Genomic DNA, 24,649 nt, shown 5'->3' with positions numbered 1-24,649 from the left:
TAGTTTACTATACGACATAAGGGGTGTTTTTTCTCGTGTCCCACATAAAGGGTTCACTATATAATTTCCAATGGTTTTTTCTTTTTTATTAATCTTCCATTGTTGATAAATCACCTGTTGGAAGGTCTAACTCCCACGCTTTTAATACTCTTCGCATAATTTTTCCACTTCGAGTTTTTGGTAATTTATCACGGAATTCAATTTGTCTAGGTGCCGCATGTGCTGCTAATCCTAGCTTTACAAAATTACGGATTTCTTCCTTCAATTCGTCTGAAGCAACATAACCATCCCTTAAAGCAACAAATGCTTTAATGATTTCACCACGTACAGGGTCTGGTATGCCGATTACACCTGCTTCTGCAATTGCAGGATGCTCAACAAGCTTACTTTCTACTTCAAATGGACCTACTCGCTCACCAGAAGTCATAATTACATCATCCACTCGACCTTGGAACCAGAAATATCCATCCTCGTCCATATAAGCTGAATCACCCGAAACATACCACTCATCATTTAAGAAGTATGATTGGAATTTTGCTTCATTATTCCAAATTGTATTCATCATCGATGGCCAACCCTTTTTAATTGCTAGATTCCCCATCGTATAAGGAGCAACTTCATTCCCGTTATTATCTACGATCGCTGCCTCAATTCCAGGGAATGGTTTCCCCATTGAACCTGGGCGAATTGGCATACATGGATAGTTACAGATTAGTGAAGCTCCAGTTTCTGTCATCCACCAATTATCATGAATTCGTAAATTAAATACTTTCGCACCCCAACGTACTACCTCAGGATTTAAAGGTTCACCAACACTTAATATATGACGAAGAGAACTTAAATCATATTTCTTAATGGAATCTTCTCCTGCCCCCATAAGCATGCGGAATGCTGTAGGAGCACTATACCAAACAGTTACACCGAATTCTTGAATTGTTTCATACCAAGCATCCGGACTGAAGCGTCCACCTAAGATTACGTTAGAAGCACCATTTAACCACGGTCCAAAAATACCGTAAGACGTACCAGTTACCCAACCTGGATCGGCTGTACACCAATAAATATCATCTTTTTGAAGATCCGTCACCCATTTACCAGTTTGATAGTGTTGGATCATTGCTTGTTGAACATGAAGAACACCTTTTGGTTTTCCAGTTGAACCAGAAGTATAATGTAAAATTAAGCCATCATGACGATTTAACCATCTAATCTCAAAATCTGTTTTTGCCTCTTTGTAACGTGCTTTAAAATCTACAAATTTACCGCCTTCCTCAATATCATCCCCTATAAGGAAGATTGTTTTTAATGCAGGTAAATCATTAATTGGAACACGTGACAATAATTCTGGCGTTGTTACTAATACTTTTGCCTCACTATCCTCTAAACGATCCTTCACGGCGCCTTCCATAAATGCTTCAAATAAAGGCCCAACAATCGCACCTAATTTTAAAGCTCCTAAAAGAGCAAAATATAGTTCAGGTTGACGAGGCATAAAAATAAATACTCGATCACCTTTTTCAACATCAGCAAATTGTTTTAAGACATTTGCAGCCTTATTTGAATTATTTTTCATTTCCTCAAAAGTATATTTTTCATTTCTCTTATCATCTTTATAATACAATGCAACTTTATCTTTACGATCAGAATTTGCATGACGATCGATCGCCTCATAAGCTACATTATATTTTTGTGTTGTATACCAAGAAAATTCTTTTTCAACATCTTCCCACTTAAAATTCTTATAAGTTTCCTCATAGTTTTTTAAATTAAATTGTCCGTTTTTTACAGGAAGCGCTTCCACCTTCATATAAATCCCTCCTTGATATTCTCTACTATCATTATACAATGATAAGATTTAATTTTCAGTATTTTTAATAAATTGCCATTAATAAGTATTAGACATCTACTGATTTTTTTCCTGTATGTCTTTCCTTCATTTTTTAGTATGATAATAAAAAAGGTGTTTTCTAAAGGGAGTGAGTAATATTGGATCACCCAAAAAAATATTTTTCAAAAACAATTCAAACAAAACATGGTGAATTAATTATAGAGGGACCAGTCGAATCTGCCTTACTTGAAACATATCATTTTCACGATAACTTAACTTCATTTAGACAACCAGCACAACAACATCAAGCCATTGTTGAAATTGCTAGTCTACCAGAAGCTAGAATTATCATTGCTAGACTTGATCAAACAATAGTAGGTTACGTAACATATTTATATCCAGATCCACTTGAAAGATGGTCAAAAACGACTCTAGAAAATTTAATAGAGCTTGGAGCAATTGAAGTAATACCTGAATTTAGAGGTTTTTCAGTTGCCAAAAACATGTTGATCCTCTCAATGCTCGATGACGCAATGGAAGACTATATTATTATTACAACAGAGTATTATTGGCATTGGGATTTAAAAGGTACAGCATTAAATGTATGGGAATATCGAAAAATGATGGAAAAAATGATGAATGCCGGTGGACTCATCCAATTTGCAACCGATGATCCAGAAATCTGTTCGCACCCTGCAAACTGTTTAATGGCAAGAATAGGGAAACGAGTTACAACTGAAGAAATTCAAGCATTTGACGCACTACGCTTTTTACAAAGATATATGTACTAATTGAACTTTAATCTCGAAAGGTAGGATCTAAACTAATGCTTATTCAGGATATTATGCGCAGTTCAAACATTACTTTAAAAAAAGAAAATACAATCGGTGAAGCAGTAACAATTTTTCGAACAGGTAAAGTTCGTCATATTCCAATTATTAACGGAGAAGGTCAAGTAGCTGGAATTATTTCAGATCGTGATGTACGTGATGCTTTACCTTCTACTTTATTTCCACAAGCAGTTTCATCCGTACTTGAAGTTCAAGTTGAAAAGATTATGACTACGAATGTCATTACATGTAGTCCAATTGACTTTGTAGAAGAAGTCGCAACTTATTTCTACCAATATAAAATAGGGTGTTTACCAGTAGTTTCTAGCGGAAAATTTATAGGGCTTGTAACCGAAACTGACGTACTACATACTCTAGTAACTTTAACAGGTGCATATCAACCTAGCTCCCAAATTGAAATCTTAGTCCACGATCATTCAGGTATTTTAAGTGACGTTGTAAATGTATTTTCAAGAGAAAACATTAATATTGTAAGCGTACTTGTTTACCCTGCAAAAGAAGTAGATCATAAAGTACTTGTATTTAGAATTCAAACGATGAATCCACTTACGATCATTCAAATCTTAAAAAATGAAGGATATAAAATTCTTTGGCCAAATGAAGCGAGTGAATCATGATGAAAAAGGACGCATATTTAATTTATAGTGAAGAATACCATGCATATCAATTTAACGAAAAGCATCCCTTTAATCCGATTCGCTCTCAATTAGTTTATGAGCTATTAAAATCTAGCAATCTATTAAATGATCACGACATTATTCCACCAAGACTAGCAACAGATGAAGAACTGCTCCTTTTTCATGATTTACAGTTTATTGAACAAGTTAAAAAAGCAAGTCGCGAACCAGTTAGTACAAATATCGCTGAACAGTATGGACTAGGAACCGAAGATACTCCTATCTTTAAAAACATGCACGAGGCAAGTTCTTTAATCGTTGGTGGAACATTAACAGCAGTTGATGCAGTATTAGAAGGTAAATCCAATCATGCTTTTAATTTAGGTGGCGGACTCCATCACGGTTTTAAACGGAAGGCCTCTGGTTTTTGTGTTTATAATGATTGTGCAATCGCCATAAAATACATTCAACAAAAATACGGCTTAAAAGTGTTATATGTAGATACAGACGCTCACCATGGCGACGGAGTTCAATGGGCATTTTACGATGACCCAACTGTTTGTACTTTGTCCATCCATGAAACCGGTAGATATTTGTTTCCTGGTACAGGTGCAGTAACCGAAAGAGGTCAAGGGAAAGGATTTGGATACTCATTTAATCTCCCAATTGACGCATTCACTGAAGACGATTCATTTCTAGCAAGCTATAAAAAAGCAATAAACGATGTGGCTGAATATTTCAAACCTGATGTTATTCTCACACAAAATGGATCTGATTCACATTGTTACGATCCACTGACGCATCTCTGTACGACAATGAAAACATTCGAAGAAATCCCAAAAATCGCACACGAAATCGCCCATAAACATTGCGATGGAAGATGGATTGCAGTCGCTGGCGGAGGATACGATTACTGGAGAGTAGTACCAAGAGCCTGGTCGCATGTATGGCTTGCAATGACAAATCAACAACCATCTTCAGAACAAATAGCGGATAGCTGGCTAGAAAAATGGCAGAAAATTGCTAATGTTAAATTACCTACTACTTGGACAGACAATCCATCAATCGTAAAACCTATTCCAAGAAAAAAGGAAATAGATGAATACAACGAGCAAGTCCTATACCGAGCACTTGAGCCATTACACATCCAACAAAAGAAACCATTTATTTAAATACTATGCGCTGTCAGAGGGGATTCCGACTGCGCATTTTATTTTTGGTAGATTTTTGTTCCCTAATTAGTAGATTTTATTTCTAAACCGAATCGATTTTAGATAGAATCAGAGCAAATTTGCTAGTTTTCCTTTAAAAAGGACCTTTTATTTTGGAAAATCGTTTAGATATACCTTAACTGGTATAAGTAATCTTCTTTCTTAATGCGATTCTGATCGATTTAATTGCAGTTTAACGGATTTTAATTGCGATTCTCGGATTTTAATTGCAGTTTCACAAAATTTAATTGCGATTCCCAGATTTTATTTGCCGTTCTACGTTATTGCGACATTCTAAGTTTTATTTGGCTCCCCCTCTTTAATCGAACCTCTTCTTCACCCGCACTTATCGTCCCCCTTAAAACCCCATTAAAAAAAGCCTAGGATCAAATATCCTAAGCTTTTCTAACAAATTACTTTGTTGATTGTCGAATTTGAAGATGATGAGGAAGAATTACAGTATTGTCTTCCACTGTCTCTTTATTCATATACTTTGTCAATAACCTCATTGCAACTGCTCCAATATCATACATTGGTTGCGCAACAGATGATAATTTTGGACGTACCATAAGTGCAAGTCTCGTATTATCAAATCCGAAAACCTCTAAGTTATTCGGAACTAAAATTCCATGGTCTTGGGCACTGTGGATTACACCGATCGCCATTTCATCAGAAGCTACGAAAATTGCGCTTGGTATAATATTACGCTCATGAAATGATTCAAAAGCTTCACTTCCTGATTCGTACGTGTTGTCACCATAAGTAATTAACTCTTCATCAAACTCAATACCATTTTCTTGTAAAGCACGTTTGTAGCCTTCTAATTTGCTTAGTCCAATAATATTAGTTTCGGTTGGACCGTTTACGAATGCTACTTTTTGATGACCCTTTTTAATTAAATAATCAACTGCATCAAAAGCTGCTTGAGCATAGTCAATATTAACTGAAGGTATTTTATTAGATTCGTCATATGTTGTTGCTAATACGATCGGAACTCCAGCCTTTTCATATTCTTCTTTATGAACATCAGTAATTGTACCACCAATAAATAAAATTCCGTCAACTTGTTTCGCTAACATATTATTAATTAGTGTAATTTCTTTTTCAATATTTTCATCTGAGTTACTTAAAATAATATTGTATTTATACATTGTTGCAATGTCTTCAATACCACGTGCAAGTTCTGCATAAAAAGTATTTGAAATATCTGGAATAATTACTCCAACCGTTGTTGTTTTTTTACTTGCTAGCCCTCTTGCTACTGCATTTGGTCTATATCCTAAACGACTGATCGCTTCATTTACTTTTTTGCGTGTAGTAGGTTTAACATTTGGATTACCATTAACTACTCGTGAAACTGTGGCCATGGAAACGTTTGCCTCGCGTGCCACATCATAAATCGTAACCGTCATTTTCTTCACTCCTCTATTTTATTCTATCTATTATGTAGTTTGTTTTTTATTTAAGTAAAATAGTCATAAAACGTAATATTCCACAAAAATAGTGCTTCATTCTATCTTATAGTGAAACGAATCTTCGTTCAATAGACCTACTAGTAAAAAATTTAAATTATTCGTAGATTATCACTATATACAGCTAATTTAAAACAAACGTTCACAAATTATTCAAAAAAGCGCCGACTGATTTCGTTCAGCCAGCGCTTTTATATTGATTATCGATTTTTGAAAGAATTAACTTCAGACATAAATTGGTCAAATTGATCAAAATTCATTTGCTGAGATGAGTCACTTAAAGCAGTTGCAGGATCAGGATGAACCTCTGCCATAATACCATCAGCTCCAATTGCTAATCCTGCTTTCGCAGCAGGTATTAGTAAGTCTCTTCTTCCTGTTGAATGAGTTACATCTACTAATACTGGTAAATGCGTTTCTTGTTTTAAGATTGGAACAGCTGTAATATCTAATGTATTTCGAGTAGCTTTTTCATATGTTCTTATGCCTCGTTCGCATAAAATAATTTCTTGATTACCTTCTGACATTATATATTCAGCTGCATAAATGAATTCTTCTATTGTCGCTGATAAACCTCTTTTTAATAAAATTGGTTTTTTTACAGAACCTGCTGCTTTTAGCAACTCAAAGTTCTGCATATTTCTTGCTCCGATTTGAATGATATCAACATAATCTAACGCCATTTCAATATGCTCTGGGCTTACTATTTCACTTATAATTGCTAAACCATGGTTTTGGCCAACTTCTTTTAAAATCTTCAAGCCTTCTTCACCTAGACCTTGGAAATCATAAGGAGAAGTTCGTGGTTTAAATGCACCACCACGCATAATTTTTATTCCTTGTTCCTTCAACACTTTAGCTACAGAATCAGCTTGTTCATAGCTCTCAACTGCGCATGGACCTGCAATAATAATTGGGCTGCCATCACCAATATTAACACCATTTACATTAACGATCGTGTTCTCAGATTTTCTTTTTCTTGAAACAAGCAGTACCTTTTTATCATCCTCTTCTTGAAGCTCCAAGCTACTTTTAAAAATTTCTTTAAATATATGTTGAAGCGTTGCCGTACTAAATGGACCATCATTAATTTCAGCAATATGATCAAGCATCTTGCGTTCCCTTACTGGGTCATAACGTTTTACACCTTGATCTATTTTTGCAACTCCAATTTTCTTAGCAATTTCGCCTCTTTTATTTAATAACTCAAATATTTGATGATTAATCTCGTCTATTTCGCTTCTTAGTTGTTCTAAATCATTGTTGGTCAATTTAAATCCTCCTTGCAAATACCAATATCTCATTTGTTATTATGACACTTTATTGAAAGCTAATCAAAACATGAGCATTATTTTAGTAAAATGTTTTTTTAGTGAATAGTTTGTTTTTTCGTGGGGTATATGTGTATCTAAATGAAAGGCTCTGTTAATATTAANNTCTTTTTTAACAGAGCCAAATGAAAAAGAAGAGTTATAATGAAAACTCTTCTAGCCTCTGTTGAAAAATAATTTGTAAACTAAACGTCATTTTTCTACTTCTAATACTCTGTCTAACCATTCATTAATCAGTGAGTTAAATAACCCATCTTGTTCTATTTGAAGATTATGGCCGGCTTTGTCTAAAATTGCAAAGGTTGCTCTAGGGTAATTTTCTAGAATTTTAAATGCGTCTTTATATCCAACGACTGAATCTTGTAATCCTACTAAAAATAGACTTGGTGCATTAAACATAGTTTTATCTATTTCAAAAGAAAAACCATAGTTATTCTTTATGTTTGATAAGAATTCCTGATCAGCAATCGAACATCCACTAACAATTTCGTTTTTATAACGAATCCAAGTTTTTTCATTTAAAACAACATTGTTTGAACGAAAATCGTTTTTTTCATATTCATTTAATTGGTCTATAAAATTTTTATCTTCCAAAATGATCGAATGGTTTGGAAGTGACCTTTTTTCAAATTCTGGAATGATCATCGGGCAAATAAATGCAGCACCTTCTACTCTTTCAGGTTTATTTGCAATAATTCCTCGAGCTAAGTATCCCCCGTAAGATTCTCCTGCTAATAAAAATGATTGATCCGGTATAATTGTGTCAATAAACGCTAAAACAATGTCCAGCATATCATCTGTCGTATTAACACTTGCTCCACCCTTTGTTTTACCCATACCCGGAAGATCAAAGTAAATCCTTTTATAACCATTTCTTTTCGTAAAAATTGGTTCCATACAACCTTGCATTAAACTAGAATCGGGTGTAAATCCATGAATCATTACAATTGGTTTTCCTTCCCCCTTTAATTCATAGTGAATGTCTATATTATTGATAGTACAAAAAGGCATTTTATTAACCTCCAATTAAACTATTTATTTTATTGATATCAATATTGTGAGGTAATACCGCATGTACACCCTTCACACGGTTTACAATTTGAGTAATTCTCAAATCAACACAAACACTAGCTAATGCTACCGCCTCTGTTTTTTCTATTCCGTACAGCTCTTGAATTAACTCAACCATTCCATTTAATGCGGTTACAGTTGCATTATTCAAATCTTCATCAAACCCAAAAGTAATCCAGCCTGCTGGAGTATTAGCTCTTGGCATAGTAATATGCAGATCTTCTTTTAGGGTAAGAGTAAGATTCACTTTATCAAAAGGTGATTCAATTGCTTGACCTGATACTTCTCCATCTCCTTGTGTAGCGTGTCCATCACCTGCAGAAAAAAGTGCTCCTTCTACTGCTATCGGTAAGTACACAGCACTGCCTTCTACCAGCTCTTTACAGTCGATATTTCCACCACAATATCTAGGTGGTATTGTTGAATGCACACCAGATTCTGCAGGAGCTGTACTTAAAACACCTAAAAATGGAATTAATGGTACTGAAACTTCCAATTCTTTTATTTTTGTTTTCGCTGTATTATTAACTTCGTCTATTGACCAATTAAGTGTTACTTCTAGTTCTTCCGAAATACCTAACGCATTATTTTGCCAGTTCTTTTTACCACCAGAGCAATTCCAGCCGTACCAGCCCGATTTTAATTCATTTATTTTAATTTCAAGTGTCATCCCCGGCTTTGCACCTTCTATATAAAATGGACCTACCATAGGATGACCCCATTCTTTTTCCATCTCCCTTGACACGAATCTTACTCTTTCTCCATCTTGATCTGTATAACCCCATCCAATATCAATCGTGTCAAATTCAATTGAGTCACCAGAACTGATTAATAAAATTGGTTTATACTCGTTACAAAATGATGCATGTAGGTGCTGATTTGTTGTTTTAAATTTATATGTTTCAGACATCATTACGCCTTCTTTCTATTTCTAATAAGTATGTAAAAATAATTTAACTATAACTAATTTCTGCACGTAAGTTAATTTCCCTTGTTTATTATTGTAGATACTCACTTCTCTTTTTCCCTTTAATTTCAATCATTGACTAAAGCGCATTTGAATTACATAAGACATTCGGTGTATTGTATAGATGAGATTTCCAATTTTAGGAATATCCGATTTTATTATATTGGAGGAGTAAAAATGGCAATTACTTTCAAACAAATGGTTGGAGAAGCACGTGAAAATGTATCAGGGATTAGTTCAGCGGAGGCTCGTGAAAAAATTAAATCTAATCCAGATACATTAGTAATTGATGTACAGGACGCGGCTGATGCAGGAGCATGCGGATTAATCCCGAGCAGTCTGAATATCTCACTTGGAATGCTTCCAATCCGTGCTGATTTAGAATTACCTGAGCATTTACGTGAACCTAAATTGGCAGATCGAAACCGCCCTGTTCTTGTAACATGTGGTGCTGGTGGTCAAGCATCTCTAGGAGCTTATTTACTAAAAAAAATGGGATTCACTGATGTGGCATATATCGATGGTTGAACTGCTGCATGGAAAGAAGCTGGATTTGAGGTAGAGTAATCTACAAAAAAATGCACCTTAAGTTAAACTAAGGTGCATTCTTTTTTATTTATTTAGTAAAGCTTTTTCAATTTCATCTTTTTTAATTGAAAAATGTGAAGTATTAAAAAGCGCTTCTCCATTTTCAAAAATAAATAACTGCGGTGACTCATGTTTAATTGCCGTTTTCTCAGCAATATAATTTGATAATTCCCTGTCATCTTGAACTTGTAAATAATACAACGGTACATTTTCATATGCAGATGCAAATGCTAAAAATTCAGTGTAAGCTGCATGACTAATTGGGCATGTGGTACTGTGCTTTAAAAAAACAAATTTTTCATCGCTGTTAATTAGTTCATCAAATTGTTGAATCGTTGATATTCGATTTACCATTTTTCTTTTTTCCCTCACGCTTCGTTTTATACTTTTCCCAAATATCCATTGCTGTTGTTCCCCAATTTACTACTTGGGAAACTTTTTCAGTACTAACTTTTACCGTATTCGATACATTATTAGCAGTATCTCGTACTTTTTCATTCATTTCTGAGATTGTAACTCCAACTTCTTCGACTGATTTAGCTAATACATCAAGGGATTTTGCTCGTTCACGCATATCTTTTGTAAGTTCGTTAGAATTATTAATTAAAATTTTAGCTTCATTTGCTAAGTGATTCGAAGTATGTACTAATTGAACAGCTTCTACACAAACATTATGTAAATCTTTTTGCGTTTCAACAACGGTTGACTCAATACCTCTAAACAATCTTTCAAGTCTGAATAAAGTACGACTAATAAAAACAACTAAGATCACAAATGCGATTACTGCAATTAATACGCTAACTGAAATTAAATCCATTCGAAAAAACCCCTTTCCTTCTTAGTCTTCCACAAATTTAATCACTTATTTCGTATTATACTACAAATTTTACCAAACACTAAACTAGTCGTTAAACAAGTTTTCAAATTCTTTTGTAAAAAAAGAATACTATAGTAAACAAAACTGACCAAATAGTTTACAATAGGTATATAGTTATAATTATTGGAGGGAATTTTCGATGAAAGATCCACGTATTTCAAAATTAGCTAAAAACTTAATCAATTACTCAGTAAAATTACAACCAGGAGAAAAAATCTTAATTGAAAACTTTAAGCTTGAAACAGAATTAGTTACAGCTTTAGTTAAAGAAGCATATGCTGCTGGTGGTTTTCCTTTCGTATCAATTAAAGATCATAAAGTAGATCGCGCATTATTAATGGGTGCTACTGAAGAGCACTTTAATAAAGTAGCAGAATACGAAGCGAATGTAATGAAAGATATGGATGCATACATTGGTTTACGTTCAGGCGTAAACATTAGTGAGCTTTCTGATGTTCCGGATGAAAAAACAAAAATTCATGGAGCAACAGTCGGTAAGAAAGTACATAGAGAAATCCGTGTTCCAAAAACGAAATGGGTAGTACTACGCTTCCCAACAGATTCAATGGCTCAATCAGCAAAAATGAGTACAGAAGCATTTGAAGACTTCTATTTCGACGTTTGTAATTTAGATTACGGTAAAATGGATAAGGCAATGGACGCGCTTGTAGATTTAATGAATCGTACTGACAAAGTACAAATTAAAGGCCCTGGAACAGATTTAACATTCTCAATAAAAGATATCCCAGCTATTAAATGTGCTGGTGAAATGAATATTCCTGATGGTGAAGTATTTACAGCACCAGTTCGTAATTCAGTAAATGGTACACTTTCTTATAACACGCCATCTCCAAATAATGGTTTTACATTTGAAAATGTTCAACTTAAATTCAAAGATGGTAAAATTGTTGAAGCTACTGCTAATGATACTGAGCGTATCAACAAAATCTTTGATACAGACGAAGGTGCACGCTTTATCGGTGAATTCGCAATTGGTGTAAACCCATACATCTTACACCCAATGGGAGACATTTTATTCGATGAAAAAATCGATGGAAGCTTCCACTTCACACCAGGTCAAGCATACGATGAAGCATACAATGGCAACAACTCAAATATCCACTGGGATATGGTTTGTATCCAACGTCCTGAATACGGCGGAGGAGAAATCTATTTCGACGACGTATTAATCCGTAAAGATGGTTTATTCGTAATCGATGAATTAAAAGGATTAAACCCTGAAAATCTAAAATAATTGTAAGTAGAAGAGAACACGTAATTTTTAACTATGTGTTCTTTTTTTTTAATCTAATCTGTTTGATCTAATTCTGAGCATCCAGCACAGTACCTTTGTAACCGGCCAAGTACTTCATGTTAATGGTGGTATAATGACTGAAACAATCGATAGGAAAAAGCAAAAAGGCTGGGATTCAATCTCCCAGCCTTCATTTTTATGCTGCTTTTTTGCCGTTAGTCATTCTTTCAATTAACATACTCACAGATAAATCACCTGTTGCATTTAACATTGTTGCAGGTGGATCTATTAGCGCACTAATTGCTGCAAGAATTGGTAAAGATTCGATTGGCAATCCAAATAGAGAAAGAATTAACATTTCGCCAATCATTCCACCATTTGGGATTGCTCCCATTACCATACCAACTAATAATGCAATACCAATCGTTACAAGATAAATATTCATGCCTGAGAAATTCATGCCAAATACACCAAAGGCAAAGGCAATTTTTACAACGCCTCCCATAACAGAACCATCTTTGTGAAGTGCACTAGCTATAGGAATGACAGCTTCTCTTACATTTTTAGATACACCCATTTTTTCAGCATTGTCAAAATTTGTTGGAATCGTTGCTGCACTACTACAAGTTCCTAAAGACGTAAACGTAGATGGCCATACATTTTTCCAATAAGTTTTAAATCCATATCGACCACCGGCCATATAAGCAACAATACTATAAAAAATAAAAAAGAATAGAATAGAAGTTACATAATATAAAATAAAAACTCTCTTATATGAACCTAGTAATTCCTCACCATATGTTGGAACAAGATATGCAAAATACGCTCCAAGCCCTACAGGTGCAAGATACATAATGTAGTTAACCATATTCATAATCACTACATTACCACTTGATAATAATTTTTTTACAATATCAGCTTTATCACCAGCTTTATTCGTTGCTAATCCAACTAATACTGCAAATACGATAATCGCCAACATATTACTTCTTGAAAATAAGCCTGAGAAATCATTAACTGTAAATGTGTTAACAATTTGCTCCGCAACTGATACTTTATCAGTCGCATCTGGCTTAACGATCGGGATATTAACCCCATGTGCAGGTGGATAAAATTTCATCACAACAAGCATAATTATTGCAGCTACTATACCTGTAAATAAAAAGGCTCCTGACATATTTCGAATAATCTTACCGAACTTTTCTCCCCCACCATTTGCAAAGCTTGATGCAACCGAGAAAAATACAAGCGGTACAACAACTACAAATAATAAGTTTAAAAAGAAATCTCCTATTGGTTTAAGGGCAATTCCTACGCTTTCATTTGTATAACCGATGACTGAACCTATGATGATACCACTTAGTAAAATCAAAGGGAAAGCGTAATTTTTTATTAATTTCATAAGCTTCCTCCTAAAATAATTGCTATAGCTAGTATACCGAAAATTTAATAGTTTGTACGCCAAAATTTTAATAAAATCTACATATTACTACATAAACATACAAAAAAGAACACTTTGCATTATCTACAAGTGTTCTTTTCAACTTAAAATTAAGACATACTTCCTATATCATACTGGATATCCCTATCCAATATTCCTGTACTATTTATCTTAAAACCTCTTCAAAAGCTGCTGAAACTTTTTCAAATTCTTCTTCCGTTTCAATGTCATAAAACTCGCCATCTTCTTCAATTCTTAAGAAGTAAATATCCATTTCTTCTTCACTTTCTTTTTCAACGTCTTCAAGTAAACCTACAGCTATGTATTCATATTCTTCAATCTTGATAGAGCCTAGTACTTCGTAATCTTGCTCGTCTCCTTCTTCATAACTTAACGAAAGAATTTGACCTACTTCAATTTTTTCCATAATATCATGACCTCACTTATTTCAAATTCATTTTGCATTAAAACAAAACTTTCTTTATTGTACCAGAATGATGCAAAACGTTAAATTCTAAATACAATTTAAGCCTTTCTAAATCGCTCTACTTTTAAACCACTTTTTTAAATCAATTTTCATAAAAATAATAATTAACAAGAATATTCTTCCCATTACTGAAATATGATTTAGAACAACCAATTATTATGTTTCTTTCAAGTTTATTAAGTTGGACAAGTTCTATGTCTTCAAATAGTAGATATTTTCTATATTTAGGGAGGATTACTAATGCCAAAATTAATAACAAGCCAAGAACAAAAAATAGCTAGAAAAAAAACGATTAAATTAAAATCATTCTTTCAACGTTTTACTAAAAACCAATTAATCGAAGAAACACCCTCTCAAATTTTACATAATGAGTTACGAAGCCTACAAAAACTTCTAGAGCTAAAAGAAATTAATTTTATTCATGCCGAACCTGAATACATTGATGTGGCAATTATGGAATTAGAAGCGATCCGCACAAAATACAGCATTACTGTTAGACAATTAAAGGAATTAAACGCTGCTAATGTATTATAAAAAAAGAGATAAATAGCCTAATAGCTATTTATCTCTTTTTTTGCCCTTCTTTTATGAACTAGCCTCATACTTCGTCGTTTCAAATGTCTTAACCTTTTTAAACACGTTGATAAAAATAGTTAAACATGGAAGAAGCCATAAGAATATTGCATACGGTAAATACTCATGTAATTTCATATTAATTACTGTGCTACTCATGATCGCCAGTACATTCCATGGAATCATCGCTGGAAATAATAAAGTTGTATCAGCCATTAAACGTGCCAATTCCTCTTTACTATATTTAGTTGACCAATGAGTCAAGAAAGATCCCCCTGTTAAAATAATTGGCATTGTTTGATTACCTGCTATTACGCAAATAATTGCTGATGCACCAATTGTTTTCAATGTATCAGATAACATAGAAGTTGAAGTCTGAAGCCATTTATCTAACATTGGCTGTATGATATTAAGCTCATCCAATAATGCATTATAAACTCCTGCTACTGCAATAAACAGTAACAAGCTATACATATGACTTAGTCCTCCACCAAGTCCTTCGATTCCGTTCCAAAAAGAATGCACAATTTTACTAGAAGAAACTCCGTTATATAAAGCTATTAAACTACCAGATAAAATACTAATCATATATGAATAGATAATATTTACTCTAAATAAAACGAGTGCAACTAATAAGATTGGAGGTATAAATTGAATAAAAGAAATGTCCTTATTGTTTACGATTGCATGATGAGTTTCAGTAATTCCTTTAGCAAATTGTAGATCCATTATGCTAAAAAATATGAAAGTTACGATTACAGCGATAATAGATGTAAGGAGCATTGCTTTTCCTTGTTTTTTAACAGTGGTTTCAAGAATATTAGCTAACAATTGATGTGCACTTGAAAAAGGTGAAGTACGATCACCGACAAATGCACCTGAAATAACCGCTCCTGCTGATATTTCCACTGGTATATGCAGTAATATTGCACTACTAATAAGAGGAACTCCTAAAGCACTCAATGTTCCAATTGATGACCCTAAAATCATCGAAAAAATCATCGTCGTTAGAAAACAAAATACAAAAAAATGATGTGGATTAATTGCCTGCAAAGTAATCGATACCATTGATGTAATCGTTCCTGATAAATACCAAGAAGGGAGTAAAAAGCTAATTAAAAATAAGATAAAAAGAACAATTTTAACTTTACCAACACCTACATAACTTAACTTCATAATATTTCTAACTTCATATCCTCTTTTTAAACTTAATACGATTAAAAAAATTAATCCCGGTAATATGCCAAATACGAGAGAGATATGGAATATAACGGAACTAATAATTCCAGTCAAAGTTACTAAAATTAGGAAACTTGCTTGTTTAACTGAATATCGAGCCAATGGGTCTCCTTCTTTCAAAAAGATTTATTACTCAAAAATTGATTAAATATCATTCATTAATTATATAAGCTTTTGATTAAGAAAACACTTATAATTCAATTAAAAAGCACTACTTCAGTTTTAGAAGTAGTGCTCCTTATTGTTCTTTAATAATTTATGTCCATTTCTTTAGTCATATTAATGATATTTACATTAATGGGAGATCGATTAATTTTTCAAGGACTAGCCTATACGACCCTTTAACTAAAATGAATATCTGTTCCATATTGAACTAATTTTAATTTTCGAGCGACAGCTTGAGATGCATAATTATCCCATGAAGTGCTATAAAGTGCAGTTCGTCCTTGGCTTTGTACGTCCTCAGCCCATGCATTTGAAACAATTAAGCCATACTCTTTTCCACGAAAATTCTCGAGTGTATGTACACTTGCTTCAGCTACTTCATCTGACTGTCTTGCACTGCAGCAAATCGATATAGCTATATCATTTTCAATAACTGCATAACATGGTTCCTTCAACTCTAGTTCCTCATATGTATATGGAAAGTTTGGTAATAAACATTGTTTGTTTGCTTCGGTAATTTTTATTGCTTTAGATGATATCTTATTAACTGTTTGAAATACGTACGCTGGACCAATCCATAAACTGTCTATATGATGATCTTTATTTAAAATTTGTATGATATTTACTAAAGGAATACTATCATTTGTATCAAAGACTTTCTCTAATTCATTTAGATCCTCACTTTTAAGACCTTTTAAAAATCTTTTCACATTTCCTTTTTTTGTACTTCCTATATAAAATCGTGGGGCTATTTCATATGGTGGTTCATTTATAAGTGTTATTTCCCCTACTTCATTATGTTTAAATAATACATTAATATGCATTTCCATAAGTTCTAGCTCTGATTTCAAAAGGATTCCCCCTGCTTAACAATGGTTAGTTTACATACTTTAATTTTTATCTTTTTATTTTTACGAATGTGCCTTTTTCCGATTTTTCAATTGCGATTTTATTCATCTCTGCAATACTAGTAGATAATAAAGATGCTTGTTTAACGGTTTTAGCATCTAATGATACAGATAAATCGATGATTCTTCTTTTACCTTTTCGATGAATATCAAAAGCCTGCTCATTTTCTTCAAGTTCAACTTTCGTATTTAAACTGTTTATTAATTTTAGAATTTCTTTGTCATTGCTTTCTTGAATTAATTTCATAAACTGGAGATCGTCTAATAATAAATCATTTAACTTAATATATTCCTTTTTCAATGCAAGCTTAATAATCTTCGCAAGAGAGTCGTAAGAATAAATACTAACCGGCCCTAAAAAATAATCAATCGCAAGCTTATAGTAAATCTTTGTAAACCATTCTGCCATTTCAATAGAGTTTACGCAGATTTCTCCATTTACAATTATTAATGAATTTAAAAATGCATTCATTTCATTTTTAGTTATTCCAAAATATGTATACATATCTCTTAGTGTATAATCGATTCGATCTGCACATAGCTTCGGAAGTTCTTTTTCAAGTAACTCCCATTTATCTATATCAAAAATTTCATTAATATCAATTTGATATTTTTCGAGTATTGACGGGATCTCAGAATCTAAAATTACTTTTTCAAATATTGTTTCATGATAATTTTCTTCATTTATATCAAACACAAAATCAATTACATGAGAAAATGCCGTATGAGATACATCATGTAATAAACCAGCAATTTGTTCCTTTATAGAACCTCCTAGCCTTTTTATTAACAACATTACCCCAATAGAATGATCATATCGCGTTCCATTAAAGCGAGGATCTACTAGATAAGTAGCACCAGCCTGATGAATTTTTTTTAATCGTTGAATAGGTTTTGTATTTATTAATTCAACAAGTACATTATCTATTTTGTATTGCCCATATAGTTCATCATTCAAAATCATTCTATTCCTACTTTCTACTTAAAATATGAAATTCCATTTCTTTCACGTATACAGCATTGCCAGTAATTTCTATTTCATAATTCGAATTTACTTTTTTTACCTTTACTTTTACACGTCCGTCTCTTTGAATTTCCGTTCCTTGCTCAACAACTAAATCAATTACATCATTCACAACACTATTAATATATTTAGCATAATAAGCTCCCATAATCCCTGATGCGGTTCCTGTAACTGGGTCTTCGATTGTTCCTGAAAATGCTGAAGAAAAATGGCGAGCATGGAAATCTGCATTTGAATCATATGTTTCTAAACAAAATGGGTGTATAGACGCGTTTGGAATTTCATTTAAAATACTTGGAAAAAGTTGATTATTAGGCTTCATCTTTTCAAATGAAGCTAACTTTTTAATCGGTAAAAGTAAATTCCATGCACCTGTACTCCCATATAGTGTTGGTAAGGTTGAATCAATTTCCTCTACACTAATTCCAATTGAAGAAGCTACTTCATCAATCGAACCATTGAATTCAACAAACTCAGGTGTTTTTTGTTTCATCGTTATGTAAATCTCATTATTTGAATTATGTATGGAAATTGGTAAAATTCCAGCCTTTGTTTCAATTGTTAACTCATTGTTAAATTCAATTATTCCTCTAGTAACTAAAGCATAAATTACTGCCATAGTCCCATGGCCACATAAATCCATTTCGTGACCAGGAGTAAAATAACGAATTCTATGATCGGCAACATTAGATTTTAAAAGAAATGACGTTTCATTAAATCCCACTTTTTTCGCAATATCCTGCATTTCTTTTTCAGTTAAAGTATCACTATCTAAAACAACTCCAGCTGGATTTCCTTTATTAGGCTCTTTACTAAAAGCATCATAATGGTATACTCTAATTTTTTTCATTTTCACACCTCATTAGGTTATTTTTAATTTCTATTACTACTTTCAATTAAAAATGATGATGAGTTTCGTTTTATATTATTAATTTAATCATATACATAATTAACCTATTAATATAGCTTAATCACATTTTCCCAATATGATTAATTTGAAATTTTGATAAAATAATACTAATCATAAATTTTTGGAGGAAAATATGTCATTATTCATAACAGCTTTCGGAGCAAAACTTTTACTATGCTTAGTGTTTACCTTATTCTGTTTCTTAATTGCATGGCCTGTCGGTTTATATTTTCGATACAAAGATTCCCAGAAAATGAAAGCGGTTTTACGTGATCAACCAGTCAATCGACGACGCTACTGGCTTAAACAGTTTTCAAAATTAAGTATCTCGATCGTAGTTTTATATTTTATCTCTTTTTTAATTGCACTATATTTTGAAATGCCTTTTTCATCTACTGCACCGTTTGTCGGTCTATTCGCTCTATTAATCATGCTTTATATTAAATTCGCTCCACGTACAACCGGTGAAGTAACACCTGATGTTGATGGTTGGTATAAAACATCTGTCATCATCGACCCTGATGAATATTTTACTTCAACAGGTGCAACTATTATTTTTGGATCATTCATATTTACAGCTTTTGAATTTATTAGTGTTGTTTATTAAATTTTTAGCAATTATTTAATTATTTTTCAAAAAGAAAGCATTAATGATCAAATCGATTATTAATGCTTTTTTCTATATAGATTTAATTTTTGGATTGGTTAATCAACTGTTCTAATTCTACATCTATTCTACTTACATCAATCCTTTCAAAAAGAGGATTCACATCGTTAAGTTTTACTAAAATAGGGGTTACCTCCTTCCATTCCAAGTTTGGTAAATTAAGCATTTCTTTTATTTCATTACTCGAAAAAGGTAGAAATGGATGTAAGATTTGCGCTAAATTAGCAATCACATAAGTACAGCTGGCCATTGTATTATGACACTCTATTAAATTCTCACTAACTTGTTTCCATGGCTGAACTTCATCGAAATATTTATTTGCAAATCGAATAAGCTCAAATATTTCCTCCAACGCTTTTTTAAAGTTAGTCGATTCAATATGTGAACCAACCACCTCATAAAGCCTTTTAATCCTTAGACTAACTGATTGTTCAATTTTCCCCTCTGGAACTTCACCGTTATAATACTTTTCAATAAACTTTAAGGTACGGTTTACAAAATTACCATATGCGCCTAATAGTTCACTATTGTGACTATATATAAATTCCCTCCATGAAAAATCAGTATCTCGATTTTCTGGAGCATTTATTGTTAAAAAATATCGGATGGAATCAGGGTGGTATTTTTCGATTAGATCAGGTACCCATACAGCCCAATTTTTACTAGTGGACAACTTTTTCTTCTCGAGTGTCAAATATTCATTCGAAACGATATGGGTTGGAAGCGAATCTTTCTTTAGACCCATTAAAATGGATGGCCAAATGATCGAATGGAATGGAATATTGTCTTTACCGTGAATATAATATGATTTTGTTTCTTTTTTCCAGAAGCTAGCATCATCTTGATTCGTTGTTAATGTCCATTGTTTACTGGCTGAATAATATCCAGAAACTGCTTCGATCCACACATAAATTTTCTTTTCTTCATACCCTTTAACTGGTACGCTTACTCCATTTGGCAAATCCCTTGATACGGCTCGATCATGGAGCCCTTCACTTAAATAACGTTCTGTTAATTGAATTGCATTCGAACGCCAGCTTCCACTATGTTTTGCAAAATCAAGATATTCCTTTAGTTCATCCTGCAACTTGCTTAATGAAAAATAAAAGTGTTCTGTATTTTTAACGGATGGAGGATCCCCACAAAGCTTACATGTTTTATTTAATAAATCTAAAGGATCTAAAATTACAGAGCAATAATCACACTGATCTCCGCGAGCATGATGACCACAATTTGGACAATCCCCCTCCACATAACGATCTGGTAGAAATTGTTCAAATTTTTCACAATAGCATTGTTCAATTTCCTTTTTATAAATTAAACCATTTTGTACTAACGTTAAGAAAATTTCTTGAACTGTTTTATGATGATGTTCTGCGTCAGTTCTAGTATATAGATCATAGGTAAAGCCTAACTTCTTAAAGTTATTTTCGAATTCATAGTGATATCGATCTGCAATTTCTTTGTACGTTACATTTTCTTGCTTCGCTTTTATAGCAATAGGTGTCCCATTACAATCACTTCCTGATACATATAATACATTAGTTTTTTTTAATCGATAATATCTAGCTAATATATCGCCTGGTAATAAAGCCGCGATATGTCCTAAATGTAGGGAACCATTTGCATATGGCCAAGCTCCTCCAATAAAAATATTCATTACAGTTCCTCCTTCTTTTAATTAAATACAAAAAACCTCGTCCTTATCTATAAAAGATAAGGACGAGGTTTAAAATCCACGTGGTACCACCTTAATTCACAAAGTATTTGCATACTTTTGTCTTTGCAAGTACGAGCTAAATAATATTTTCAGTCAAAATACCCTTTTTTCGAGGGTACACAATCTACATGCTGAAATATTAAGTGCTTATATACTGTGACTTTGATAACAAGTGCCAACTCTTGTCGTAGCCTACTAGTAGGAAAATACGTTCAGTACGAAGCTCAGAGGCCATTGTTCAAATGAGTATTTATGCTTCTTTTCAGCTACCGAAGCTCTCTTTAAAAAAATAACATCATTTTACTTTTCCTCTTCATTGCCTTTATTCAAATGTTAAAAAGATTTTATATAAAATAGATTAAAAAGTCAAACTATTCCATAACAAATTTTGTTCCTTTTATATAGTATAGATTACAAAATAAAAGTTGATCCATTTACAATTCTTTTGTCGAAATTAAATTTATTTAAAGTGAAGGGATTCGAAAAATAAAGTTAAATATATTCAATTATCAATGTTTTAGGAGGAGGAGAAGTAATGTCAAACTGGAAGACTGCATTATTTGAGTTACAAAAGACTGATATGTCATTCTCAACATTTAATGAAGTAAAAGCTGAAAGCTTAGATTTTAATAATGTAAGCTTGGCCAATTCAACAATTACAAATGCAAACATGAGAAACCTAGAATTAAATGACGTCAACTTATTTGGAGCTCGAATTTCAGATGTTAATTTATCTAACTCTAAAATAATAAATGGTAATTTAAGAGATTTAGTAATTGATCATGTCTATTTAGCTGGTACAAGCTTCCGTAATATTGTCATTCCGGCAGAGCTTGATGATGAGTCTATTTCTATAAAATTTGAGAAATGCCATTTATCAAATAGTCAGTTCACGGATTGTGATTTAAGTAATGTCGAGATTAATAATTGTAATCTATTAGGAATGAAGATTAATGGTATTTTAATTGAGGATTTACTAAATAGTTTTACTGAGAGAAAATGAGTATTAATCTACATAATTCTTAAATAATGAATAATTTTTTAATAATAGGCTCTGTTAAAAAAGAGTGTTGATTCTCCATTCCAGGTACTTCGCTTTCCATGGGGCGTGACTTTAGCCTCCTTGAGCAAGACTCCGGGGTCTAAAGTTTCCCGCATTTCCCATAGGAGTCTTCGCACCTTCCATTTCAATTAGTCTCGAATTTAACTAAAATCAACAATTAATATTAACAGAGCCTAATAGATCTTTCATTAGATCCTTTCTGATTTACAATTAATTTAATGGTCGTCCAGTACAATATTCCGATTACTATTTCCCGTTAACTGTGCTTCGAACGCGTCGATTATATGCAAGAATCGATCTGCTTCTCTAAAAACATGGTCTGCTAGGAGTGGGTGAATGATACTTTTAATCTTACAGGCCTCTATTAAATCACGGGCTGTTTTCTTAAAATCTCTAAGTGATTTTACTGATACTCGGTTTTCATCAAGGAATTGATCAAGTAAAGGAACTGTTTCCGATTGTGGTCTCATTGATTCTAAATCTACCGCTTGGTATAAAAGCTGATCAAAATCATGGCTAAATTCCCTAGCTTGATCTACTAATTTTCTTTCTGAAGGATCTAATAAGTGTCCGATAAATTTTGCATGGTCTGCCATAATTCTTAAAAAGAAAACATTTTCCTGAATAATTGCAGCTGGTAGCGGTTGGAGTTGACCATTGTTCAATTCGGTCAATCGATTAGCGAAATATGCGGCTTCTCTACTCGTATGGTCGACTAGTAAAGGAAAGTTATTACCAGTAATTTTACAAGTAAGGAGTAAATTAAGGATTTTTCGCTTATATGCCCAAATCATAGAAGCAGCTTGATGAACCTCATTATTAAACTGTTTAATTTGCTGAGGATCCGTTTGAAGCGAGAACGATTGGGCTTTGTTTCCTATTGCCTCAAAAACTTGATAAAAATGATCTGCTTCTTGAATTAGCTCGGTATCATCACAATTGAATCCTAATTTTAGAAATAGTGAATGCTCTTTCATAATCCTCGACCAGAATAAAATCTCATCTAAGGAGCGTGCAATAAATGCATCTGACAATCGGACCCCTCCTATCGTTGGTGTACTTCACTTCCTAATATATTGATAAAAAAATGAATTATTACAAATACATCTTATTTATGTGGAAAAGCTACTAGAATACTAAAGTATTAAAAAGAGGGTGATTTAGTGATTTTGTGTGCCTATGCAATTAAACATGAGAAAGTCGCAAATAAAGGGGGGATATGTGCAAATAAACGATGATTAGTTGCAATTGAATAGCGTCCTGCAATTAAATTTTGAAAATCGCAATTAAAATTACGAAACAGCAATTAAAATTCGAATATCGCAATTAAATTTACGAAACAGCAATTAAATTCAAAAAAATCGCAAATAAGATATAAAATTACCCATACTGGTTATGGTATTAAGACTTAATAATAAGACTTTTAAATGATAAAACTGACAAAATTGCTCTAATTTTATCTTAATCAGCTAAAAACACACAGAGCTCTGACTATTTTCTATAGAATGCATCGTTAGCCACCGAAATACCCACACTCTACAATTCATAAAATCTACTTAAAAATTAGTTTACAAATAAAAAAAGGCACCCGTATATCAGTTATCCTGATGTATGGGAACCCCCGCCTTATAAAAGATTCAATAATAGATTATGATTTCAAAACGTCGTGGTCAACAAAACGGCTTCCGCTTAATTGACTAATCACAATCCTTCTATATTTGTTTTGCCACTCGAATCAACATCTAGTACAGTCTTAATACGTGGCTCTGTACCGGCTATAAGATTGATTTAAGTAAAGTGGTAATAATTCTGTCGCAGACTTATTAATCCCTGCATGAATTGATAGTAATTTATTTAAATCCTGGGAAATTAGAGAGATCTGAATAATTAATCCATAAAAGTACAAATCCAATAATACCTAATAACAAAATTGTAAAGGCTTGTTTAAATGAATCCTTAGCGCGAATATGTGCTATTATTGCACCAATTGCCACAACACCTAGTAATAATCCACCTGCTGGAACCCAGCTTTCTTCCCAAAAACCAATAATTAATGAAGCTACCCCAACTAATTCTACTAATCCAGTAATGACCCTAAACCATTGTGGTAATTGCAAGTGATTAAAAGTTTCAATACTTGATTTTGAACCAAAAACTTTTCCTAAACCAGCAAATAAAAACATAAGAGCTAATAAAATTTGTAAGATAATTGATAAAGTATCCATTTTTTATCACCCCTTTACTTAATATATATACAAATGAAGAATGCACATATTACAGTAAATGTATCTATTCTATCTAAAATTTGATTAGAATTTTTACTAAAATTAGAAATAACCGTTAGAAGTTAATTAATAAAAAGTAGTTTTTTAATCGTCTTCTTT

General features: G+C 32.8%; 24 protein-coding genes, 1 pseudogene and 1 other annotated feature. Of the genes and pseudogenes, 8 read left to right on the top strand and 17 right to left on the bottom strand.

The features are described 5' to 3' along the window. Positions 1–88 precede the first annotated feature (88 nt). Positions 89–1,807: an acetate--CoA ligase gene (gene acsA, locus COC46_RS01545; RefSeq protein ID WP_098808007.1), complete on the bottom strand. Its 1,719-nt coding sequence runs from the start codon at positions 1,805–1,807 to the stop codon at positions 89–91. Between the two features lie 179 nt (positions 1,808–1,986). On the opposite strand from acsA, the gene COC46_RS01540 reads away from it, so the two are divergent. Genes COC46_RS01540 through COC46_RS01530 form a run of 3 tightly spaced genes read left to right on the top strand, consistent with a single transcriptional unit; the run spans position 1,987 to position 4,468 of the window. Further along, the gene (locus COC46_RS01540; RefSeq protein WP_098808006.1) at positions 1,987–2,619 is read left to right on the top strand and encodes a GNAT family N-acetyltransferase; all 633 of its coding nucleotides are present in this window, start codon (positions 1,987–1,989) and stop codon (positions 2,617–2,619) included. 35 nt (positions 2,620–2,654) lie between these two features. Continuing rightward, a complete protein-coding gene (locus COC46_RS01535) occupies positions 2,655–3,296 on the top strand; it encodes an acetoin utilization AcuB family protein (RefSeq protein WP_098808005.1) in 642 nt (213 codons plus the stop codon). Beyond that, positions 3,296–4,468 carry an acetoin utilization protein AcuC gene (locus tag COC46_RS01530; RefSeq protein WP_098808004.1) on the top strand — a complete coding sequence of 391 codons (1,173 nt, stop codon included), beginning with the start codon at positions 3,296–3,298 and terminating at the stop codon, positions 4,466–4,468. Before COC46_RS01535 ends, COC46_RS01530 begins: the two co-directional genes overlap by 1 nt. Before the next feature lie 452 nt (positions 4,469–4,920). On the opposite strand, the gene ccpA is transcribed toward COC46_RS01530, so the two are convergent. The 4 genes from ccpA to COC46_RS01510 form a co-directional block, all read right to left on the bottom strand. Continuing rightward, complete coding sequence (ccpA, locus tag COC46_RS01525; protein ID WP_098808003.1) at positions 4,921–5,919, bottom strand: catabolite control protein A; 999 nt, start codon at positions 5,917–5,919, stop codon at positions 4,921–4,923. 260 nt (positions 5,920–6,179) lie between these two features. After that, a complete protein-coding gene (locus COC46_RS01520) occupies positions 6,180–7,250 on the bottom strand; it encodes a bifunctional 3-deoxy-7-phosphoheptulonate synthase/chorismate mutase (protein WP_098808002.1) in 1,071 nt (356 codons plus the stop codon). Positions 7,251–7,502: 252 nt separating this feature from the next. Then, the gene (locus COC46_RS01515; RefSeq protein WP_098808001.1) at positions 7,503–8,321 is read right to left on the bottom strand and encodes an alpha/beta fold hydrolase; all 819 of its coding nucleotides are present in this window, start codon (positions 8,319–8,321) and stop codon (positions 7,503–7,505) included. A gap of 4 nt (positions 8,322–8,325) precedes the next feature. Next, the gene (locus COC46_RS01510) at positions 8,326–9,291 is read right to left on the bottom strand and encodes an acetamidase/formamidase family protein (RefSeq protein ID WP_098808000.1); all 966 of its coding nucleotides are present in this window, start codon (positions 9,289–9,291) and stop codon (positions 8,326–8,328) included. 234 nt (positions 9,292–9,525) lie between these two features. Here COC46_RS01510 and COC46_RS01505 point away from each other — a divergent pair, with 234 nt between their 5' ends. Then, positions 9,526–9,876, top strand: a complete 351-nt coding sequence (locus tag COC46_RS01505) for a rhodanese-like domain-containing protein (RefSeq protein WP_098807999.1) — start codon at positions 9,526–9,528, stop codon at positions 9,874–9,876. 84 nt (positions 9,877–9,960) lie between these two features. Here COC46_RS01505 and ytxJ read toward each other — a convergent pair whose 3' ends face one another. Both ytxJ and COC46_RS01495 read right to left on the bottom strand, forming a co-directional pair. Next, a complete protein-coding gene (gene ytxJ, locus COC46_RS01500) occupies positions 9,961–10,290 on the bottom strand; it encodes a bacillithiol system redox-active protein YtxJ (RefSeq protein WP_098807998.1) in 330 nt (109 codons plus the stop codon). Next, a complete protein-coding gene (locus COC46_RS01495) occupies positions 10,256–10,753 on the bottom strand; it encodes a DUF948 domain-containing protein (RefSeq protein WP_098807997.1) in 498 nt (165 codons plus the stop codon). The genes ytxJ and COC46_RS01495 overlap by 35 nt, the downstream gene beginning before the upstream one ends. 199 nt (positions 10,754–10,952) lie before the next feature. Here COC46_RS01495 and COC46_RS01490 point away from each other — a divergent pair, with 199 nt between their 5' ends. After that, positions 10,953–12,068: an aminopeptidase gene (locus tag COC46_RS01490; protein WP_098807996.1), complete on the top strand. Its 1,116-nt coding sequence runs from the start codon at positions 10,953–10,955 to the stop codon at positions 12,066–12,068. A gap of 196 nt (positions 12,069–12,264) precedes the next feature. On the opposite strand, the gene COC46_RS01485 is transcribed toward COC46_RS01490, so the two are convergent. After that, the gene (locus COC46_RS01485; protein ID WP_098808019.1) at positions 12,265–13,461 is read right to left on the bottom strand and encodes a dicarboxylate/amino acid:cation symporter; all 1,197 of its coding nucleotides are present in this window, start codon (positions 13,459–13,461) and stop codon (positions 12,265–12,267) included. Between the two features lie 214 nt (positions 13,462–13,675). Continuing rightward, entirely contained in the window at positions 13,676–13,936 is a 261-nt protein-coding gene (locus COC46_RS01480; protein WP_098807995.1) for a DUF1292 domain-containing protein, read from the bottom strand. A gap of 300 nt (positions 13,937–14,236) precedes the next feature. Here COC46_RS01480 and COC46_RS01475 point away from each other — a divergent pair, with 300 nt between their 5' ends. Beyond that, positions 14,237–14,530 carry a hypothetical protein gene (locus COC46_RS01475; protein WP_098807994.1) on the top strand — a complete coding sequence of 98 codons (294 nt, stop codon included), beginning with the start codon at positions 14,237–14,239 and terminating at the stop codon, positions 14,528–14,530. 51 nt (positions 14,531–14,581) lie between these two features. On the opposite strand, the gene COC46_RS01470 is transcribed toward COC46_RS01475, so the two are convergent. The 4 genes from COC46_RS01470 to COC46_RS01455 all read right to left on the bottom strand — a co-directional run bounded on the left by COC46_RS01470 (position 14,582) and on the right by COC46_RS01455 (position 18,755). After that, entirely contained in the window at positions 14,582–15,910 is a 1,329-nt protein-coding gene (locus tag COC46_RS01470; RefSeq protein ID WP_098807993.1) for a Na+/H+ antiporter NhaC family protein, read from the bottom strand. A 239-nt stretch (positions 15,911–16,149) separates the two neighbouring features. Then, a complete protein-coding gene (locus COC46_RS01465) occupies positions 16,150–16,824 on the bottom strand; it encodes a GNAT family N-acetyltransferase (RefSeq protein WP_098807992.1) in 675 nt (224 codons plus the stop codon). Between the two features lie 46 nt (positions 16,825–16,870). Beyond that, entirely contained in the window at positions 16,871–17,845 is a 975-nt protein-coding gene (locus COC46_RS01460; RefSeq protein ID WP_098807991.1) for an HD domain-containing protein, read from the bottom strand. Between the two features lie 7 nt (positions 17,846–17,852). Next, positions 17,853–18,755 carry a PhzF family phenazine biosynthesis protein gene (locus tag COC46_RS01455; RefSeq protein WP_098807990.1) on the bottom strand — a complete coding sequence of 301 codons (903 nt, stop codon included), beginning with the start codon at positions 18,753–18,755 and terminating at the stop codon, positions 17,853–17,855. Between the two features lie 193 nt (positions 18,756–18,948). Between COC46_RS01455 and COC46_RS01450 the strand changes: the two genes are divergently transcribed. Further along, positions 18,949–19,422, top strand: coding sequence for a hypothetical protein (locus COC46_RS01450; protein WP_098807989.1), 474 nt, complete (start codon positions 18,949–18,951; stop codon positions 19,420–19,422). Between the two features lie 82 nt (positions 19,423–19,504). Here the strand turns inward: COC46_RS01450 and metG are convergent, their stop codons facing one another. Next, the gene (gene metG / locus COC46_RS01445) at positions 19,505–21,142 is read right to left on the bottom strand and encodes a methionine--tRNA ligase (RefSeq protein ID WP_098807988.1); all 1,638 of its coding nucleotides are present in this window, start codon (positions 21,140–21,142) and stop codon (positions 19,505–19,507) included. A 55-nt stretch (positions 21,143–21,197) separates the two neighbouring features. Then, positions 21,198–21,528 (bottom strand) — a binding site (T-box leader). A gap of 209 nt (positions 21,529–21,737) precedes the next feature. On the opposite strand from metG, the gene COC46_RS01440 reads away from it, so the two are divergent. Then, positions 21,738–22,205, top strand: coding sequence for a pentapeptide repeat-containing protein (locus COC46_RS01440; protein WP_098807987.1), 468 nt, complete (start codon positions 21,738–21,740; stop codon positions 22,203–22,205). A 275-nt stretch (positions 22,206–22,480) separates the two neighbouring features. On the opposite strand, the gene COC46_RS01435 is transcribed toward COC46_RS01440, so the two are convergent. The 3 genes and pseudogenes from COC46_RS01435 to COC46_RS01425 all read right to left on the bottom strand — a co-directional run bounded on the left by COC46_RS01435 (position 22,481) and on the right by COC46_RS01425 (position 24,490). After that, positions 22,481–23,299, bottom strand: a complete 819-nt coding sequence (locus COC46_RS01435) for a DUF2935 domain-containing protein (RefSeq protein ID WP_098807986.1) — start codon at positions 23,297–23,299, stop codon at positions 22,481–22,483. A 614-nt stretch (positions 23,300–23,913) separates the two neighbouring features. After that, positions 23,914–24,038 (bottom strand): annotated as a pseudogene (locus COC46_RS22525) (pyridine nucleotide-disulfide oxidoreductase); the annotation flags it as partial. Positions 24,039–24,115: 77 nt separating this feature from the next. Further along, positions 24,116–24,490: a DoxX family protein gene (locus COC46_RS01425; protein WP_098807985.1), complete on the bottom strand. Its 375-nt coding sequence runs from the start codon at positions 24,488–24,490 to the stop codon at positions 24,116–24,118. Between the last annotated feature and the right edge of the window lie 159 nt (positions 24,491–24,649).

The organism is Bacillus sp. AFS041924, from assembly GCF_002577195.1.
In the GTDB taxonomy this organism is placed as follows: Bacteria; Bacillota; Bacilli; order Bacillales; family Bacillaceae_G; genus Gottfriedia.
Note: the sequence above shows the minus strand (reverse complement) of the source record. Positions and strands in the feature narration are given on the sequence as shown.

Coding starts and splice junctions, on each gene's coding strand:
- ytxJ (WP_098807998.1), bottom strand. CDS start 10,290: ATGGTAAATCGAATATCAACGATTCAACAATTTGATGAACTAATTAAC.
- COC46_RS01475 (WP_098807994.1), top strand. CDS start 14,237: ATGCCAAAATTAATAACAAGCCAAGAACAAAAAATAGCTAGAAAAAAA.
- COC46_RS01455 (WP_098807990.1), bottom strand. CDS start 18,755: ATGAAAAAAATTAGAGTATACCATTATGATGCTTTTAGTAAAGAGCCT.
- metG (WP_098807988.1), bottom strand. CDS start 21,142: ATGAATATTTTTATTGGAGGAGCTTGGCCATATGCAAATGGTTCCCTA.
- COC46_RS01490 (WP_098807996.1), top strand. CDS start 10,953: ATGAAAGATCCACGTATTTCAAAATTAGCTAAAAACTTAATCAATTAC.
- COC46_RS01450 (WP_098807989.1), top strand. CDS start 18,949: ATGTCATTATTCATAACAGCTTTCGGAGCAAAACTTTTACTATGCTTA.
- COC46_RS01440 (WP_098807987.1), top strand. CDS start 21,738: ATGTCAAACTGGAAGACTGCATTATTTGAGTTACAAAAGACTGATATG.
- COC46_RS01460 (WP_098807991.1), bottom strand. CDS start 17,845: ATGATTTTGAATGATGAACTATATGGGCAATACAAAATAGATAATGTA.
- COC46_RS01535 (WP_098808005.1), top strand. CDS start 2,655: ATGCTTATTCAGGATATTATGCGCAGTTCAAACATTACTTTAAAAAAA.
- COC46_RS01530 (WP_098808004.1), top strand. CDS start 3,296: ATGAAAAAGGACGCATATTTAATTTATAGTGAAGAATACCATGCATAT.
- acsA (WP_098808007.1), bottom strand. CDS start 1,807: ATGAAGGTGGAAGCGCTTCCTGTAAAAAACGGACAATTTAATTTAAAA.
- COC46_RS01495 (WP_098807997.1), bottom strand. CDS start 10,753: ATGGATTTAATTTCAGTTAGCGTATTAATTGCAGTAATCGCATTTGTG.
- COC46_RS01425 (WP_098807985.1), bottom strand. CDS start 24,490: ATGGATACTTTATCAATTATCTTACAAATTTTATTAGCTCTTATGTTT.
- ccpA (WP_098808003.1), bottom strand. CDS start 5,919: ATGACGGTTACGATTTATGATGTGGCACGCGAGGCAAACGTTTCCATG.
- COC46_RS01515 (WP_098808001.1), bottom strand. CDS start 8,321: ATGCCTTTTTGTACTATCAATAATATAGACATTCACTATGAATTAAAG.
- COC46_RS01480 (WP_098807995.1), bottom strand. CDS start 13,936: ATGGAAAAAATTGAAGTAGGTCAAATTCTTTCGTTAAGTTATGAAGAA.
- COC46_RS01505 (WP_098807999.1), top strand. CDS start 9,526: ATGGCAATTACTTTCAAACAAATGGTTGGAGAAGCACGTGAAAATGTA.
- COC46_RS01510 (WP_098808000.1), bottom strand. CDS start 9,291: ATGTCTGAAACATATAAATTTAAAACAACAAATCAGCACCTACATGCA.